This is a genomic window from Umezawaea tangerina (assembly GCF_003002815.1).
GTDB classification, from domain to species: domain Bacteria; phylum Actinomycetota; class Actinomycetes; order Mycobacteriales; family Pseudonocardiaceae; genus Umezawaea; species Umezawaea tangerina.
In genome coordinates, this window is the sequence record NZ_PVTF01000022.1 from 22380 (window position 1) to 40288 (window position 17909).

At 70.9% G+C, this 17909-nt stretch carries 8 protein-coding genes (1 of these 8 only partly in view); 3 read left to right on the plus strand and 5 right to left on the minus strand.

The features are described 5' to 3' along the window. A protein-coding gene (locus CLV43_RS43865) for a type I polyketide synthase (protein WP_106196445.1) crosses the window boundary here: on the minus strand, positions 1-7515 show its start. 20241 nt of this gene lie to the left of the window's left edge; 7515 of the gene's 27756 nt are visible here — the first part of the coding sequence; the start codon lies at positions 7513-7515; its stop codon lies off the left edge, out of view. 357 nt (positions 7516-7872) lie between these two features. Between CLV43_RS43865 and CLV43_RS43870 the strand changes: the two genes are divergently transcribed. Continuing rightward, on the plus strand, positions 7873-8160 hold the full coding sequence (locus tag CLV43_RS43870; RefSeq protein WP_106196447.1) for a hypothetical protein: 288 nt from the start codon (positions 7873-7875) through the stop codon (positions 8158-8160). A 347-nt stretch (positions 8161-8507) separates the two neighbouring features. Here the strand turns inward: CLV43_RS43870 and CLV43_RS43875 are convergent, their stop codons facing one another. Further along, positions 8508-11312 (minus strand): helix-turn-helix transcriptional regulator, encoded by a 2805-nt coding sequence (locus CLV43_RS43875; RefSeq protein ID WP_106196449.1) that lies wholly within the window; start codon positions 11310-11312, stop codon positions 8508-8510. A 742-nt stretch (positions 11313-12054) separates the two neighbouring features. Between CLV43_RS43875 and CLV43_RS43880 the strand changes: the two genes are divergently transcribed. Next, entirely contained in the window at positions 12055-12849 is a 795-nt protein-coding gene (locus CLV43_RS43880) for a carbon-nitrogen hydrolase family protein (RefSeq protein ID WP_106196451.1), read from the plus strand. A gap of 35 nt (positions 12850-12884) precedes the next feature. After that, positions 12885-14570, plus strand: coding sequence for a flavin monoamine oxidase family protein (locus CLV43_RS43885; RefSeq protein WP_211304851.1), 1686 nt, complete (start codon positions 12885-12887; stop codon positions 14568-14570). 186 nt (positions 14571-14756) lie between these two features. Here the strand turns inward: CLV43_RS43885 and CLV43_RS43890 are convergent, their stop codons facing one another. Genes CLV43_RS43890 through CLV43_RS43900 form a run of 3 tightly spaced genes read right to left on the minus strand, consistent with a single transcriptional unit; the run spans position 14757 to position 17892 of the window. Continuing rightward, on the minus strand, positions 14757-16217 hold the full coding sequence (locus CLV43_RS43890) for a UbiD family decarboxylase (protein WP_106196453.1): 1461 nt from the start codon (positions 16215-16217) through the stop codon (positions 14757-14759). After that, the gene (locus CLV43_RS43895; protein ID WP_106196571.1) at positions 16201-16812 is read right to left on the minus strand and encodes a UbiX family flavin prenyltransferase; all 612 of its coding nucleotides are present in this window, start codon (positions 16810-16812) and stop codon (positions 16201-16203) included. Before CLV43_RS43895 ends, CLV43_RS43890 begins: the two co-directional genes overlap by 17 nt. A gap of 33 nt (positions 16813-16845) precedes the next feature. Then, positions 16846-17892: an ABC transporter permease gene (locus CLV43_RS43900; RefSeq protein WP_106196455.1), complete on the minus strand. Its 1047-nt coding sequence runs from the start codon at positions 17890-17892 to the stop codon at positions 16846-16848. Positions 17893-17909: the final 17 nt, after the last annotated feature.

Sequence of the window (17909 nt, forward strand, 5' to 3'; positions counted from 1 at the left end):
GCGGGCCCTGCGCCACTTGGCCAGCACCGGCAGGGCCGAGGCGAAGGCCTCCGAGTCCGCCAGCGACAGCGAGGAGCTCAGCGCGGTCAGGTCCTGGCTCTCGACGGCGGCCCAGAACTCGGCCTCGTCGCCGTCGACCACCGGCACGTCGTCGCCGGTCAGCCAGAACCGCTCGCGCTGGAACGCGTACGTCGGCAGGTCGACCCGCCGCGCACCCGTCCCCGCGAAGAACACCGACCAGTCGACCGGCACACCGCGGGTGTGCGCGGCACCGATCGCCTCGACCAGCTGCCGCGTCTCCACCCGGTCCCGGCGCAGCGCCGAGATCAGCTCGGCGTCCACGACGCTGTCCGCGCCCATCGCGGTCAGCACGCCGTCGGGGCCCAGCTCCACGAACGTCCGCACGCCCTGGGTCTCCAGCGTGCGCACCGCGTCGGCGAACCGGACGGTCTCGCGCACGTGCCGCACCCAGTACTCCGGGTCGGTCATCGGCAGCTCGGTGCCCACGGTCGACACGATCGGGATGCGCGACTCGTCGAACTCCAGCGTCGCGACCACCGCGCGGAACTCGTCGAGCATCGGCTCCATGAGGGGCGAGTGGAACGCGTGCGACACGGTGAGCCGCTTGGACTTGCGGTCCGGGAACTCCGCCACGACCAGCTCGACGGAGTCCTCGTCGCCCGCGACCACGACCGAGCTCGGCCCGTTGACCGCGGCGATGGACACCGTGTCGTCCAGCAGGGGCAGAACCTCGTCCTCCGAGGCCTGCAAGGCCACCATCGCGCCACCGGAGGGCAGTGCCTGCATCAGCCTGCCGCGCGCCCGGACGAGCTTCGCGGCGTCGGCCAACGACAGCAGGCCGGAGACGTGGGCCGCGGCGATCTCGCCGATCGAGTGCCCCGCCAGGAAGTCCGGCCGGACACCCCAGGACTCGACCAGCCGGTAGAGCGCCACTTCCAGCGCGAACAGCGCGGGTTGGGTGAACTCGGTGCGGTCGAGCACGTCGGGGTCGTCACCGAAGACCACGTCCCGCAGCGGCACGTCGAGCGCGTCGCAGACGTCGTCGAACGAGTCCGCGAACACCGGGAACGTCCCGTAGAGGTCGCGGCCCATGCCGAGCCGCTGCGAGCCCTGCCCGGTGAACAGGAACGCGAGCCGACCGACCGTCGCGGGCGTGGACTCGGCGTAGGCCAAGGCCTCCAGACCCCGGTGCAGGTCCTCCTGGTCGGACACGGCGAGCACCGCGCGGTGCTCCAGCAGTGCCCGGCCGGTGGTGAGCGTGTACCCGAGGTCGGCCGCGTCCGCCAGGTCGGCCTCCAGCAGCGCGGTCGCCTGCGCCCGCAGGGCTTCCGGCGACTTCGCCGAGAGCACCACCGGCACCACGACCGGCGTGGTCCGCGGCCGCGCGGGCTCCTCGACGACCGGGGCCTGCTCCAGGATCGCGTGCGCGTTGGTGCCGCTGAAGCCGAACGACGACACGCCGACGCGACGCGGCCGGTCGGTCTCCGGCCAGGACACCCGCTCGGTGACCAGGTCGATCGCCCCCGCCGACCAGTCGACCTGCGGCGAGGGCGCGTCGACGTGCAGCGTCCTGGGCACCACGCCGTGCCGCATCGCCATGACCATCTTGATCACGGCGGCGACACCGGCCGCGGCCTGCGTGTGGCCGATGTTGGTCTTGACCGACCCGAGCAGCAGCGGGTGCTCCCGGCCCTGGCCGTAGGTCGCGAGCAGCGCCTGGGCCTCGATCGGGTCACCCAGAGCCGTTCCGGTGCCGTGCGCCTCGACCACGTCGACGTCCGAAGAGGACAGTCCGGCGTTGGCCAGCGCCTTGCGGATCACGCGTTGCTGCGACGGCCCGTTCGGAGCGGTGAGACCGTTGGACGCGCCGTCCTGGTTGATCGCGGAACCCCGCACCACGGCGAGGACCTGGTGGCCGTTGCGCTGGGCGTCGGACAGCCGCTCCACCAGGAGCATGCCGACACCCTCGCCCCACGCCGTGCCGTCGGCACCCGCGGCGAACGCCTTGCAGCGCCCGTCGGGGGCGAGACCGCGCTGACGGGAGAAGTCCACGAACGCGGCGGGGGTCGACATGATCGTCACACCGCCGGCCAGCGCCAGCGAGCACTCACCCGACCTCAGCGCCTGCACCGCCAGGTGCAGGGCCACCAACGACGACGAGCACGCCGTGTCGACCGTGACCGCGGGGCCCTCGAAGCCGAACGTGTAGGAGATGCGGCCGGACGCGACGCTCGCCGCGTTGCCGGTGCCGAAGTAGCCCTCCAGCTCGGCGGGCAGCGACCGCAGCTGCGTGCCGTAGTCCTGGCCGTTGCTGCCCGCGAACACGCCGACCGGACCGCCCCGCAGGGAGTCCGGGTCGATGCCCGCGCGTTCGAACACCTCCCACGAGGTCTCCAGCAGCAACCGCTGCTGCGGGTCCATCGCCAGCGCCTCGCGGGGCGAGATCCCGAAGAACGCCGGGTCGAACTCCCCAGCCTCGTAGAGGAACGCGCCTTCACGGGCGTAGGACTTGCCCGCCGCGTCGGGGTCGGCGTCGTAGAGGTCCGCCAGGTCCCAACCGCGGTCGGTGGGGAAGCCGCCGACCGTGTCGGTGCCCTCGAACACCAGGTCCCACAGCTGTTCCGGCGACGCGACCCCACCGGGGAAGCGGCAGGCCATCGCCACGATCGCGATCGGCTCGTCCACGCTCGCGGCGGTCGCGGCCGTGGCCAGTGCGACGGGCCGCGAGCCGACGAGCTCGGAGCGCAGGTGCTCGGCCAGCGCGACCGGGGTCGGGTAGTCGAACACCAGCGTCGCGGGCAGCGCGAGCCCGGTCTCGGCCGCGACCACGCCGCGGAACTCCACGGCCGTCAGCGAGTCGAAACCCAGCTCCTTGAACGCCTTGCTCGGCTCGATCGCGTCATCGGACGAGTGCCCGAGGACGGTGGCGGCGTGCGTGCGCACCAGGTCCAGCACGAGGTGGCGCTGCTCCGGTTCGGCCAGCCCGGTCAGCCGCGCCAGCAGCCCGGTGCCGGCCTCACCGGGCGCGGCGGCGAGCGCGTCACGGGCCTGCGGCAGGTCGCGCAGCAGCGGGCTGAGCCGCTCGGAGGTGAAGATCGGCACGAACCGCGCCCAGTCCACGTCCGCGACGGTGACCAGGCCCTCGTCGAGCTTGATCGCCTGGCGCAGCGCGGCCATCGCCAGCTCGGGCGCCATCGCCCGGACACCGCGCAGCCGCAGGTGCTCCTCGACGTCCTCGACGGTCGCCATGCCCGCGCCCGCCCAGGCGCCCCAGGCCACCGACAGCGCGGTCAGCCCGCGTGCCCGGCGCGACTCGGCCAGCCCGTCCAGGTAGGCGTTGGCCGCGCCGTAGGCGGCCTGTCCGCCACTGCCCCACGTGCTGGCGATGGAGGAGAACAGCACGAACGCGTCCAGCTCGCGGTCGCCCAGCAGCTCGTCCAGGTTCGCCGCGCCCGCGACCTTCGCCGCGACGACGCTCCGGAACTCGTCGAGGTCCTGCTCGGCCAGCGACACCAGCGAGTCGACACCCGCGGCGTGCACGACGGCGTCCGGCGGGTACTCCGCCAGCAGCTCGGCCACCGCGTCCCGGTCGGCCACGTCGCACGCGGCGACGACGACAGGAATCCCCAGCTCCAGCAACGCTTCCGCACCAGGCGCGTCCAAGCCCCGACGCGAGGTGAGCACCAGGCGTTCAGCACCGGCACCGGCCAACCAACGGGCCACCTGCGTGCCGAGCGCGCCCGTGCCACCGGTCACGAGAACCGTGCCGCGGGGAGTCCACTCGGTCGAACCGCTCTTCGCGGGTGCCTGCGCCAGCCTGCGGCCGAACACGCGGGTGCCGCGGATCGCGACCTGGTCCTCGGTGCCCGCGAGCACCGACACGAGCCGGTCGAGCACGCGGTCGTCCACGTCGGCGGGCAGGTCGACCAGGCCGCCCCAGCGCTCGGGGTGCTCCAGGGCGACGACCTTGCCGACGCCCCAGATCTGGGTCAGCGCCGGGTCGACCTCGTCACCGCGACCGGTCGACACAGCGCCCCTGGTCGCGCACCACAGCGGTGCGGCGACCCCGGCGTCACCCAGTGCCTGCACCAGCACGACGGTCTCGACCACGTCGGCGGACAGCGACAGCACCCCGTCGACGTGTCCGGCCGCCGCGAGCGCTTCCGCGAGCGCGGCGCGGTCGGTGGACGGCTCGACCCGCACGACGTCGACCCCGCGCTCGGCCAGCCAGGTGAAGTTCTCGGCCGCGACGACGAGCCACCGACCGGTGATCCGGCCACCGGACTCCGGCAGCCTGCTCCACGTCACGCGGTAGCGCCAGCCGTCCACAGTGGACGCGTCCGCACGGCCGCGACGCCACTTGGCCAGCGTAGGCAGCAGATCGGCGAGAGCCCCGGAGTCGTCCAGCGACAGCTCCGAGGCCAGCGAGTCCAGGTCGCCGCGGTCGACCGCGGCCCAGAAGTCGGCCTCGTGCCGGTCGACGGCGGCGGGCGCGGAACCCGCGCTGAGCCAGAAGCCCTCGCGCTGGAACGCGTACGTCGGCAGGTCGACCCGGCGGGCACCGGTCCCGTCGAACAGCCTGCCCCAGTCGACCCGGACACCGGACACGTGCAGCCTGCCGACCGCGCGGACCAGGCCCTCGGTCTCGGGGCGACCCTTGCGGACCGTCGGCACCAGCTCGGCGCCGGGCGCGGTCTCGGCGGCCATCGCGGTGAGCACGGCGTCGGGGCCCAGCTCGACGAACGTGGACACCCCCAGGCCCACCAGCGTGGTGACGGCGTCGGCGAACCGCACGGCCTCGCGCACGTGCCGCACCCAGTACCGTGGCGAGCACAGCTCCTCGGCCGACACGACCGCGCCGGTGACGGTGGAGACGATCGGGGTGCGCGGCGGCGAGTACTTCAGGACCTCGGTGATCCAGCTGAACTCCTCCAGCATCGCGTCCATGTGCGGCGAGTGGAACGCGTGCGACACCGCCAGCCGCTTGGACTTCCGATCGGCGAAGTGCGCGACGACCCGGTCCACCGCGGCCTCGTCACCGGCGACGACGACCGACGTCGGCCCGTTGACCGCGGCGAGCGACACGGTGTCGTCGAGCAGCGGCCGGACCTCGTCCTCGGAGGCCTGCAACGCGACCATCGCGCCACCGCCCGGCAGCGCCCGCATCATCCGGCCACGCGCCGCGACCAGCGCGCACGCGTCGTCCAGCGACAGCACGCCCGCGACGTGCGCGGCGGCGATCTCGCCGACGGAGTGGCCCGCCAGGTAGTCCTGGCGCACGCCCCACGACTCCAGCGCGCGGAACAGCGCGACCTCGATCGCGAACAGCGCGGGCTGGGTGTACTCGGTGCGGTCCAGCAGGTCCGCGTCGTCGCCGAACACGACGTCGCGCAGCGGCAGGTCCAGGTGCACGTCGAGGTGGCGGCAGGCGTCGTCGAACGCGGCCGCGAACACCGGGAGCTCCCGGTGCAGCTCGCGTCCCATGGCCAGCCGCTGGCTGCCCTGGCCGGTGAACAGGAACGCGACCTTGCCGGGCACGGCGGTGCCGCTGAGCACGGCGGGGGACGAGGTCCCGCCGGCGAGCGCGGTGAGCGCCTCGCGGAGGTCCTCGGGGGTGGAGCCGACGACGGCGGCCCGGTGGTCGAACGCGACGCGGGAGGTGGCGAGCGAGAAGCCGATGTCCACTTCGGACAGCTCCGGCCGCTCGTCGAGGTGCGCCAGCAGGTGCCGGGCCTGGTCGGCCAGCGCCTCGGGGGACTTGGCGGACAGCACCCACGGCAGCACGCCGGGCGTGCGGGTCGGGGCGGGGACCTCGACGGTCTCGCCCCGGTACTCCTCGATGATGGTGTGCGCGTTGGTGCCGCTGATGCCGAAGGCGGACACGCCCGCTCGGCGGGTCCGGTCGCCCGCGGGCCACGGCGTCGCCTCGGTGAGCAGCCGCACCGACCCGGCGGACCAGTCGACGTGCGGCGACGGGCGCTCGACGTGCAGGGTCCGCGGCAGCATCTCGTTGCGCAGGGCCATGACCATCTTGATGACGCCCGCGACACCAGCGGCCGCCTGGGTGTGGCCGAGGTTGGACTTGAGCGAGCCGAGCAGCAGCGGCGCCTCGCGCTCCTGGCCGTAGGTCGCCAGGATGGCCTGCGCCTCGATCGGGTCGCCGAGCACCGTGCCGGTGCCGTGCGCCTCGACCACGTCGACGTCGGAGGTGGTGAGCTCGGCGTCGACCAGCGCCTGGTGGATGACCCGCTGCTGCGCGGGGCCGTTCGGCGCGGTCAGGCCGTTGGAGGCGCCGTCCTGGTTGATCGCGGAGCCGCGGATGAGCGCGAGCACCGGGTGGCCGTTGCGCTGGGCGTCGGACAGCCTCTCCAGCAGCACCATGCCGACGCCCTCGGACCAGCCGGTGCCGTCGGCGGAGGAGGAGAACGCCTTGCAGCGGCCGTCGGGTGCGAGACCGCGCTGGCGGCTGAACGCGACCAGCGAGCCGGGGCTGGCCATCACGGCCGCGCCGCCCGCGAACGCGAGCGAGGACTCGCCGCGGCGCAGCGTCTGCACGGCCAGGTGCAGGGCGACCAGCGACGCGGAGCACGCGGTGTCGACGGTGAGCGCCGGGCCTTCCAGGCCGAGCGTGTAGGCGATGCGGCCGGACGCGACGCTGGCGGTGTTGCCGGTCAGCAGCGAGCCCTCGTGGCCCTGCGCCTCGGCCAGCCGCGGCCCGTACTCCTGCTGCTCGGCGCCGACGTAGACGGCGGTCGCGCTGCCGCGCAGGGTTCCGGGGTCGATGCCCGCGCGCTCCAGCACCTCCCACGAGGTCTCCAGCAGCAGCCGCTGCTGCGGGTCCATCGCGACCGCTTCCCGCGGCGAGATCCCGAAGAACGTGGGGTCGAACAGGTCGGCGTCGTGCAGGAACCCGCCTTCGCGGGTGTAGGTCGTGCCCTGGTGCTCGGGATCGGGGTCGTAGAGCCCGTCCAGGTCCCAGCCTCGGTTGGTGGGCAGTCCGCTGATCGCGTCGCCGCCGTCGGCGACGAAGCGCCACAGGTCCTCGGGCGAGCTGAGGCCGCCGGGGAACCGGCAGGCCATCGAGACGATCGCGATCGGCTCGTCCGAGGCGGTGTTGGCGCTGGGCGGCAGGATCGGGGCGGCGGACAGCCCCAGCGCCTCCGCGCGCAGGTACCGGGCGACGGCAGCCGGTGTGGGGTAGTCGAACACGAGCGTGATCGGCAGGTGCAGACCGGTCGCCTCGGTCAGCTTCGCGTGCAGGTCCACCGCGGCGATGGAGTCGAAGCCCAGCTCGAGGAACGGCCGGTCGGCCGCCACCACCTCGCCCGCGGCACGGCGCAAGACCGCGGCAGCAGCCCGTCCGACCAGTTCCACCAGCAGCTGTTCCTGCTCCGCCTCGGGCGCCTGCACGAGAAGCTGCCACGACGAAGGCTGCTCCGCCCCGTCGCTGCTGGTGGACGTGGCGGACGTGTTGTGCTCGGACTCGTTCAACATTGCGCTCCACTATCCGCAGGCAGAATGTGCGACCGTCGGCTCATCGTTTCCTCCGCGCAGAGGCGCAGAAACCCCTAGCGGCCCCCTAAGGCCCCTTGCGTGCACAACCGGGGTTGCCATGTGCGAAAGCCGTCGGTCTACAGTGGAACGCGACCGCCCGTTCCCGGTTCGGTCCCGAATTCCGGACAGCCCGCGATCCGTTCACGGGGAACCGGTGGACCACCAGGGGGCGCCCCGGAACTGGGGCCTTCTAGGGGTTGTAGTCCAGATCACACCCGCATACGGTGGCCATTCGCCAGGACGCACCGGACCGGAAGCCCGTGTCGTGCAAGCAGTTGCGCACATCAGGAGGTAGGCGTGCCGAACAGTGAGATCACCGAGGTGCAGCGGCTCGTGAGCGTGCTCCGCAGGAAGGTAGCCTCGCTGCGGTTCCACTTCGGCGACGTTCCCGACGTGCGCAGGCTCCTCAACGACGTGGAACGCCTGGACATCGACATCACCGAGCTGCGCGGCAACGCCTCGCGCCCCCGCCGCGACGCCCAGCTGGCGGAGGTCGTGATGATCCCGGACGCCCCGTACAACCCCGATCTCTGGCACGGCGCCGACGACGAGGGCGTCGGCGGGTACCGCCGTCAGACCGGCTGACCCCCGAGGTCTCCGAGACCCCGAACGCCCTGTCCGCGTGGCACCGCGGACAGGGCGTTCGGCTGTGCGGGGATGCCCTGGCGCACAACGGCGACTGCCCGGAAGTCCATTCCGGATCGCGCTGATCGTAGAACGTGTCCGCCTTTACGGGAAGATGAATTCCGCGCCGCTTCCGTTATCCCGATGGGAAATGCCCCAGGGGCACCGGTCCATTCGCGATCGACATGGAAAAGCCCCCGGACACGAAGAAGTCCCCCTCGCCGAGGGGGACTGGCAACTACCGGGGAGCGCCGCTCCCACCGCCCGGCCCCTGGACGCGCGCGGCGTGCGCCGCGCGGATCCAGGGATCAGGCGATGGAGGCGGCGTCGCTCCACAGGTCCGCGGGCAGGTCCTTGCGCTGCGTGACGTTCAGCTTGCGGTAGGCCTTCGTCAGGTGCTGCTCCACCGTGCTGATCGTGACGTACAGCTTGTTCGCGATCTCGCGGTTCGTGTGCCCCAGCGCGGCCAGCCCGGCCACCCGGCGCTCGGCGTCCGACAACGTCGCCGCGCCGACCTCGGCGGCACCCTCACCGGACGATCCCGCGGACCGGTTCTGGTCCGGGATCAGCTGCGCGCACAACGGTTCCGCCTGGCAGTCCTTGGCCACTCGCCAAGCCCTCCTCACCATCATCCTGGCCCGGTCGGGTTCGCCGAGCTGGTGGTGCGTGTGGCTCAGGTCGGCCAGCACGCGGGCCACCTCCAGCTGCCCGCCCGCCGCCTGCACCTCGTCCAGCGCACCGTGCAGCAGCTGGGAGCGCTGCCGCAGGTCGAGCGTCGCGGCCTTGACCCGCATGGCCATCCCGCGCGACAACGACGGTCCCATCACCGGCAGCGCCAGCTGCTGGTCGACGAGCTCGCGGGCCTTCGCCTGGTTGCCCAGCCGCAGGTAGACCTCGGCGGCACCGGTGCGCCACGGCAGCAGGCCGGGCGAGTCCAGGTGCCACTTGACCATCAGCTCGCCGCAGGACAGGAAGTCGCCCAGCGCCGCGGGCAGCTGCCGGGTCGAGAGGTGGTGGTGGCCCTTGGCGAACAGGTAGTGCAGACCGTAGCGACCGCGGTAGATGTGCTGCGGCACGCGCTGCGCCAGCGCCTCGGCGGCCTCGTCGAACTTGCCCATCGCGGTCGTCGCCTGCAGCAGCGTGCCGAGCGCCATCCCGACGCTGGCGCCCCACGTGCGCGGGTCGACCTTGTCCATGGCGAACCTCGCGTACTGGCGGGCGGCACCCAGGTCACCCATCCGCAGCGCGACCTCCGCGCGGATCATCGCCAGCTCGCCGCGCCAGCCGGGAGGGCTGGACGACTCGTGGCGGTCGGTCATCAGGGTGTCGCACCAGGACTTGGCGCTGTCGAGCTTCTCCAGGTACAGCAGCGTGCGCAGGGCGGCGCTGACCTCCTCGGTCGGCTCCTCCGCGAGGTTCGCGCTCTGCAGCACGCGTTCGGCGGTCATCACGACGCCGTCGTCGAAGTGGCCGCCGATGACCTTCGTCAACGCGGTGGCGGCCTGCACCCGCATGTCCAGGTCGACCGACACCCGGTCGGCGTCGGACACCTCGGCGGGCAGTCCGCTGACGATCTCCGGGTACGAGCCGAGCGCCCACATCCTGGTGATCGTGATCTCGGCCTTGCTGTGCTCGTCCAGCTCGTCCATCCGCTCGACGAGCCGCGACAGGCCCTCGGTCACGTCGTCGACGCGGCCGTGCACGACGAGGAAGCGGACGAACCAGAGCAGGCCGCGGCCGAGGAGCTTGCCCTCGCGCATCGCCTCGCCCAACGCGGGGACGTGCTGCAACGCCGAGGCCGGGCTGAGCCGGAGCTTGAGGCGCACCAGCATCATCACCAGCTCGATGGGCGTCTCCTCGTCGGCCTGGTCGCGGACGGCCAGCTCGAGGTACTCGACGGCCTCCTCGACCTCGTCGTCCAGGAGCGCGGCCTCGGCGGCCTCGCGGAGCAGCGGCTGCGCCCACTCCGGGCAGTCGGTGCCCGCGGCGACCAGGTGGCTCGCGACCGTGCGCGGCTCGGCGCCGTCCTGGGCCAGCAGCCACGCGGCCTTCAGGTGCAGGTCGGGCAGGTCGGCGTTGGCCAGCGCGTCGTCCATGACGGCCTCGCGGATCGCCGGGTGGCGGTAGCTGTCGCCGCGCAGCAGGCCCATGACCACGAGGCTCTCGATGTCCTTGGCGGCCGTCTTGGCGCAGCGGTCGGTCATGCGGCCGAACAGCTTCGGCCGGTCGGACTGCGCGTCCAGCACGGCGAGCGCGTACGCGGCCTCGCGGACGGCCGGGTCGCCGCGGTGCAGGCAGCTCATGACCGCCTCGGCGAACCCCTCCCCCACAACGGGTTCCGCGACCGGGGCGTCGCCGTGGCCGAGCCGCACCCGCTGCTGGTCCTCCAGCAGCGCGCGCACCAGCAGCGGGTTGCCGCCGGTGACCTCGTAGTACTGCGCGCCGAACGCGTCGGCGATGCGGGCGTCCAGCTCGGAGGCGACCATCTCGCCGACGCCCGCGGGCGACAGCAGCGTCAGGCGGATGCTGTGGCAGTGCGGGTGGCGCAGGAACTCCGTGTGGAACAACGAGCGCGGCTCGCGGGAGCCGACGCACTCGGTGAACACCACGGCGACGCTCGCCGACCGCAGCCTGCCCAGCACGTGCCGGAGGGTCTCCTTCGACAGGTCGTCCATGTACTGCGCGTCGTCGACCACGACGACGATCGGGCGCTGTTCGGCGATGTTCAGCAGCGCCGCACCGAGCTGGTGCAGCACGTGTCCGCGCTTGACCTCCGCGCCGTCCGCATCGCTCTCGCCGGTCCTGATAGGACTCGCGGCTTCCTCCAGCAGCCCCGCCAGGTAGGCGGCGCGATCCCCCGAGCAGAGCTCGAGGGGGATGTTGCGCTGGAGCTGGCTGAGGACGCCCAGCGGCAGAGAGCGCTCTCCCGCGGTGCAGGAGGCGTTGAGCAACAGCGCTCCCGAACGCTGGACTTCCTCGCCGAAGGCGTGCAGCAGCGCGGTCTTCCCGGTGGCTCTGGCACCGGTGATCATGGCCACGCCGGACCGACCTCGGAGGCAGTCCTCCAGCACGTGCTGGAGGGTGGCCAGTTCTCTAGTCCGTTCGACCAACATCTAAGACCGCGTTCCTTTCCCGGTGTGGTCACCTGTCCCGCACACGAGCCCGCGGTGAACAAACAGTGGCCAACTCAAGTCGGGTTGTCCCACCAGGCTGTCCTGGTAACACACAACGACAGTATCAGGACAATAAGAACCTTGTCGATAACGTCGGCGAGAACTGATCGGTAACCCGTCGCACTTGCAACGTGGGTGTTACGAAGTTCCCGGCACAACTGCGGACAAGTCTCGTGAAGGATCGTGAGAATTGCATGAAACACGGGAGTGATAAAACCCTACTTTCGTAGGTTGCACCCCGTCCTACATGGGGCGAATGCCCCGCTCCGGCCGGCAAAACCACAGGTCAAGCCGGTCAGAAACCCGTAAGGTTTTCATGAATTGATTACGGTCGGTAACTCCCCTGTTGAGACAAGGGCAGTAATCATTGCCCGATTGAACACCCCTTCGCTAGCGTTTGGACCAGGGCCGGTTGTTTAGCCAGGCGAAACAGCAACGCTGGCTACTTACCCGCCGGGTCATTGCTACCAGGCCTAATAAGGGGTATCAAGCCCCCTAGGGGCGTACTGGGGCACGACAGGGGTTGCCGCAGAACAAGCGCACTACATAGCGTCGGCGTACTCGAAGTTTCTCGGAATTGAATCATAATGCCGTTTCATAATGACGTTATCACTACGGACATTACCGAGCGCCTTCACGAGCCGCCGCCCCACGACGATCGGCGGAGTAAGGACCGACGCGCATGAGGATCGCTTGCTGGCAGACGGTCGCCGGTGGTGAGCCGCCCCGCACGCGGCTCAGAGCCGCGGCCCGCGGCGCGGCCGAGGCCGGCGCCCAGTTGCTGGTCACGCCCGAGATCTCCCTCACCGGTTACCACCTCGGCCCGCGCCGCCTCCGCGAACTGGCCGAGCCCGATGACGGCCCGATGTGCGAGGAGGCCTCGGAAATAGCCGAGGAAACCGGTGTCGCCATCGTCTTCGGCTGGCCGGAGTCGTCCGGCGGAAAGGTCTACAACACCGTCCGCATGGTCGACGGCACCGGGCGGGCGCTGGCCACCTACCGCAAGACGCACCTGTTCGGCGACATCGACCGGGCCATCTTCGAGCCCGGCGACGTGGGTGTCGTCCAGGCCGAGCTCGGCGGCTTCACCGTCGGGATGGTCATCTGCTACGACGTCGAGTTCCCGGAGACGGTGCGCGCGCACGCCCTGGCGGGCACGCAGCTGCTGGTGGTGCCGACCGCGTTGATGAAGCCGTGGGACATCGTCGCCAGGACCCTCGTGCACACCCGCGCGCTGGAGAGCCAGCTCTACATCGCCTACGTCAACTGGGCGGGCGCCGAACGCGAGCTGGAGTACTGCGGACTCACCCGCGTCGTCGGCCCCTCGGGCCACGCCCTGCACGACGACGTCCACGGCGAGCAGCTCGTGCTGGCCGACCTCGACGCCACCCGGATCACGAAGGCCAAGCAGGTCAACGACTACCTGGCCGACCGACGACCCGAGCTCTTCGGACCCCCTTCCACCGACACCGCCTGATCACAGGCCTCCACCGCCACACGGGGGTAGCGCACATGGACCAGCACAGCCCGATCGACGACCTCCGGGGCCTGCGGGCCCCGGTCACGATGTTCGGCCCCGACTTCCCGTTCGCCTACGACGACTGGCTCACCCACCCCGCGGGCCTCGGTGCCGTGCCCGCCTCGGCGCACGGCACCGAGGTCGCCGTCGTCGGCGGCGGCATAGCCGGGCTGGTCGCGGCCTACGAGCTGATGAAGCTCGGGCTGCGGCCGGTGGTGTACGAGGCCGAGCAGCTCGGCGGGCGGATGCGGTCGGTGCCGTTCCGGGAGCACCCGGAGTCGGTCGCGGAGATGGGCGCCATGCGCTTCCCGGTCGCCGCGACGACGTTGTTCCACTACATCGACAAGGTGGGGCTGAAGACCACGCCGTTCCCCAACCCGCTGTCCACCGACACCCCGAGCACGGTGGTGGACCTCAAGGGGGTCAGCCACTTCGCGCACACGATGACCGACCTGCCGATGATCTACCAGCAGGTCGCCGACGCGTGGGACAAGGCGCTGCAGGAGACCGCGGAGGTCTCCGCGATGGAGGACGCGGTCCGCAGCCGCGACGTCGCGACCATCAAGGCGATCTGGAACCGGCTCGTGCCGCGGCTGGACGACGTGTCGTTCTACGGCTTCCTCACCGCCTCGCCCGCGTTCGCCTCGTTCCAGCACCGCGAGATCTTCGGCCAGGTGGGCTTCGGCACCGGCGGCTGGGACACCGACTTCCCCAACTCCATGCTGGAGATCCTCCGGGTCGTCTACAACGGCGCGGACGTCGACCAGCAGCGCATCATCGGCGGCAGCCAGCAGCTGCCGACCAGGCTGTGGACGCACGAGCCGGAGTTCCTCGACCACTGGCCGGAGGGCACGACGCTGGCGTCGCTGCACACCGGCGGCGTGCCGAGGAACGCGGTGAAGTGGATGCGCCGCACCGGGCACGGCATCACCGTCGAGGACGTCGACCACGGCATCCGCACCTACCCGGCCGCGGTGTTCACCGCGCAGAGCTGGGCGCTGCTGTCGAAGGTGAAGTGCGACGAGGCCCTGCTGCCGCAACCGCTGTGGACCGCGGTGGAGCGCACGCACTACATGGGTTCGTCGAAGCTGTTCGTGGTGACCGACAGGCCGTTCTGGCTGGACGTCGACCCGCGCACCGGCAGGCACGTCATGAGCATGACGCTCACCGACCGGATGCCGCGCGGCGTCTACCTGTTCGACGACGGGCCGGACAAGCCGGGCGTGATGTGCCTGTCCTACACGTGGAACGACGACTCGCTGAAGCTCGCGACGCTCACCCTCCAGGAGCGGCTGGAGGTCGTGCTCGGCTCGCTGGCCGAGATCTACCCCGGCGTGGACATCCGCACGCACATCATCGGCGACCCGGTGACCATCACCTGGGAGACCGAGCCGCACTTCATGGGCGCGTTCAAGTCGAACCTGCCGGGGCACTACCGCTACCAGCGCAAGCTGTACACGCACTTCATGCAGGACGACCTGACCGACGCGCAGCGCGGGCTCTTCCTGGCGGGCGACGACATCTCCTGGTGCGGCGGGTTCGCCGAGGGCGCCGTCACGACGGCGCTCAACGCGGTGTGGGGCGTCCTGCACCACCTCGGGGGCCGCACTCATCGCGGCAACCCCGGTCCCGGTGACGTCTTCAGCGAGATCGCCCCCCTGGAGCTGCCGGAGTTCTGAGTGAGTCGCATCACTCCCAACCCTGTCGTCGGAGCCCCCGTGCCGCAACGCGCCACGGGGGCTCCGGTGCAACTCTGCACGCTTGTACACCTGGCCATTCACTTTTCGACAGGCCCCAGGACGACGGGAAGGGCGGGTCCGGGGTGACCACCCCGGACCCGCCCTTCCCGTTCGGCAGAGGAGCTCTCAGACCCAGTTGTCGACCACCTGCTTCTGCAGCTCGACCGGGTAGGAGGCCGCGAACGACGTGTGCGCCATCCGCTCCCCGATCGGGGGCAGCAGGCCGTCGAAGACGACCCTGGGGCCCCAGCCGCGCTTGTACTCGATGTCGGTGTGGCTGACGAAGAGCGGCAGCACCACGCTGTCCATCTGCACCCGCTTGGAGACGGGGTGGACGCGGGTGGCGATCGCCCAGGTGACCTCGGCGAGGTCGGTGGGGTCGATGTCGTCGTCGAGCAGGAAGATCTGCGGGAAGTACAGGCCCGCCTTGTTCCAGAACAGCGTCTGCCCGATGTACTGCGCGAGCGTGTCGCTGGTCGTGTCGGGGTCCATCATGTCGCGCCAGTCCGGCGGCACGGTCACCACGAGCCACATGCCCGCGGAGTCCATCGGCGACCACACTGTGCTGACCGGCAGCTGGACCTCGCGCAGCCGGGCCAGGCACTGGCTGGCGGCGCCGACGCAGGTGACGGTGTGGTACTCGTCCGGCGGGCGGCCCTCGGCCACCAGCGGCCAGATGGGGTCGTCGCGGTGCGTGATGGCCTCGACGTGGAAGGTCGGCTGCTTGGTGACGTCCATCGGGTGGTAGCCGGCGGCCTCGCCGAACGGGCCCTCCAGCGCGTCGCGCTCCAGGGACACGTGCCCCTCGATCACGACCTCGGCCGTGGCGGGCACGAGCAGGTCCACGGTCTGCGCCTTGACGAGCTCGATGGGCTCGCCCACCAGAGCGCCGAGGAAGCCCGCGTCGAACGCGCCGTCGGGCAGCGGGAAGCCCGACACGTACGGGATCCCCGGCTCGGCGCCCTGCACCAGCGCGTAGGGCATCGGCTTGCCGATCTCCACCCACTGGTTCCAGACGTGCCCGATGTGCTGGCCGTCGGCGACCAGTCCCGCCATCCGCTTGCCGTCGATCTTCATCACCCGCGCGATGGACCAGTTCGTCCACTCGCCGTCCGGGGTCTGCACGATCAGGGCGCCCCAGGTGTTCGCGTACCGGCCGCCGTCCTTCTCGTGCACGATCGGGATCGGGAACGAGTCGAGGGTGGCGTCGTCGCCGAGCAGGACGTTCTCCTGGCACGGTCCGCTCTCGACGATCACCGGCGGGATCGGCTCGCGGGTCTGGGCGTCGGCCAGCGCGTCGACGATCTGCTGCCCCGTGCTGTCGGGCTGCAGGCCCAGCGACAGCGCGATCCTGGCGTAGGGCATGTCCTTGCGCGACGACATGGCCGCGGGGGCGCCGAGTATCCGGAAACCCTCGCGGGCGCCCCGGATGTTGGTGAACAGCGGTGCCGGGGAGCGGATCTCGTAGCTCCGCCTCGTGATCGCGGCGGGCTCCATGTCGCCGTCGACCTCCCGGTCGATCGTCACCAGGTCCCCGATGTCCGCCAACGCGTCGAGGTAGCCGCGCAGATCAGTGAAGTGCTTCATCGCCGTTCTCCTTCCGGTGCTGGCGTGCTGCCTTCCCGCCGTCCCACCGTGTCGTGAGGTCGTTGTCCACGCCGAACTGGTCGAGCACGCGACTGGTCACGTGGTCGACGATGTCGGGCACACCCCTGGGGTGGTTGTAGAAGGCCGGCATCGGGGGCAACATGACGACGCCCATCCTGGCCAGCACCAACATGTTCTCGAGGTGGATCTCGCTGAGCGGGGTCTCCCTCGGCACGAGCACCAGCTTGCGGTGCTCCTTGAGGGTCACGTCGGCGGCCCGCGCGATCAGGCCCTCGCCGTACCCGACCCTGATCGCGGCCAGGGTCTTCATGCTGCACGGGGCCACGACCATCCCGTCGGTGCGGAACGAGCCGCTGGAGATGGCCGCGGCCTGGTCGTGCGAGCCGTACACGTGGTCCGCCAACGACTGCACCTGGCGGACCGTGTAGTCGGTCTCCATCTCGATCGTGGCCCGCGCCCACTTGCTGAGCACGAGGTGCGTCTCCACACCGACCGCGCTCAAGGTCTCCAGGATCCGGATGCCGATCGCGGCACCGGTGGCACCGGTCATGCCGACGACGACGCGCCTCGGCATCCGAATCCCGTCACCGAACGCCCGCACCGGCGATCACTTGTCTTCCCAGCGGAACGACACCGCGGCGATGGCGCTGACCACCAGGGTGAAGCCGATGAGCACCGAGCCGGGCAGGACGAGCGCGTCAAAACCCTTGCCGCGCACCAGGACGTCGAGCATGCCCTCGTTCATGTGCCGCAGGGGAAGCGCGTTGGTGATGAGCTTGACCCAGTCCGGGGCCTTGTCGATCGGGAAGAAGCTGCCCGCCAGCAGGGCCATCGGGAGCACGACGAGGTTCGCCGCGCCGGTCACCGAGTCCTCGGTCTTGCAGATGGCGCCCAGCAGCATGCCGACCGAGAAGAACGCCAGCGTCCCGAGTATGAGCAGCGGGATCGCGAGCCACCACTGGTTGGACAGCTTGAGACCGAACACCGGGAGGGTCGCCACCGCCACGAACAGGACCGCCTGCAGCAGCGCGATCACGACCGAGAGCAGCAGCCTGGACGAGAGCACCGAGCCGCGGCCGATGGGGGCGAGCTGGATGCGCCGCAGGACCTGCTTGCGGCGCCACGCCACCAGGGTGAGCGCGGAGCTGAACACCGCGGCGGTGGAGACACCCCAGGAGAGGATACCGGGGGTGAGGTACTGGATCGGCTCGAAAGCCGTCTCCTCGATGGGTTTCTGCCGCACCGCGTACTTCGGCGGGGTGGTGCCCGCGCCGAGGTTCGCGCTCGCGATCGCGTCGGAGATCTTGGCCAGCGCGGGCCCGGTCTCGGCGCGGTCGCCGTTGGCGTAGCGGACGTCGATCGTGTCGCCCTGCGACACGACGATCGCCGCCACCTTGCCGTCGCGCAGCATGTCGATCGCGCTGCTCGACTCCTTGATCCGCTGGATGTTGACGCCCTCGGAGTTCTGCAGCGCGGCGACCACGCGGCTGTCGCCGACCACCGCGATCTCGACGTTGCTGGCCAGCTTCACACCGGAGAGCAGGGCGAACACGACGAGGAACATCAAGGGGAACATGAAGGTGAAGAAGAGTGCTGCCTTGTCCCGGATCGAGGCCTTGAACATGGCCACGGACAGGCTGGTAAAGGCGTTCATGTCGCCGTCTCCGCTCG

Coding starts and splice junctions, on each gene's coding strand:
- CLV43_RS43875 (WP_106196449.1), bottom strand. CDS start 11,312: ATGTTGGTCGAACGGACTAGAGAACTGGCCACCCTCCAGCACGTGCTG.
- CLV43_RS43880 (WP_106196451.1), top strand. CDS start 12,055: ATGAGGATCGCTTGCTGGCAGACGGTCGCCGGTGGTGAGCCGCCCCGC.
- CLV43_RS43885 (WP_211304851.1), top strand. CDS start 12,885: ATGGACCAGCACAGCCCGATCGACGACCTCCGGGGCCTGCGGGCCCCG.
- CLV43_RS43890 (WP_106196453.1), bottom strand. CDS start 16,217: ATGAAGCACTTCACTGATCTGCGCGGCTACCTCGACGCGTTGGCGGAC.
- CLV43_RS43895 (WP_106196571.1), bottom strand. CDS start 16,812: ATGCCGAGGCGCGTCGTCGTCGGCATGACCGGTGCCACCGGTGCCGCG.
- CLV43_RS43900 (WP_106196455.1), bottom strand. CDS start 17,892: ATGAACGCCTTTACCAGCCTGTCCGTGGCCATGTTCAAGGCCTCGATC.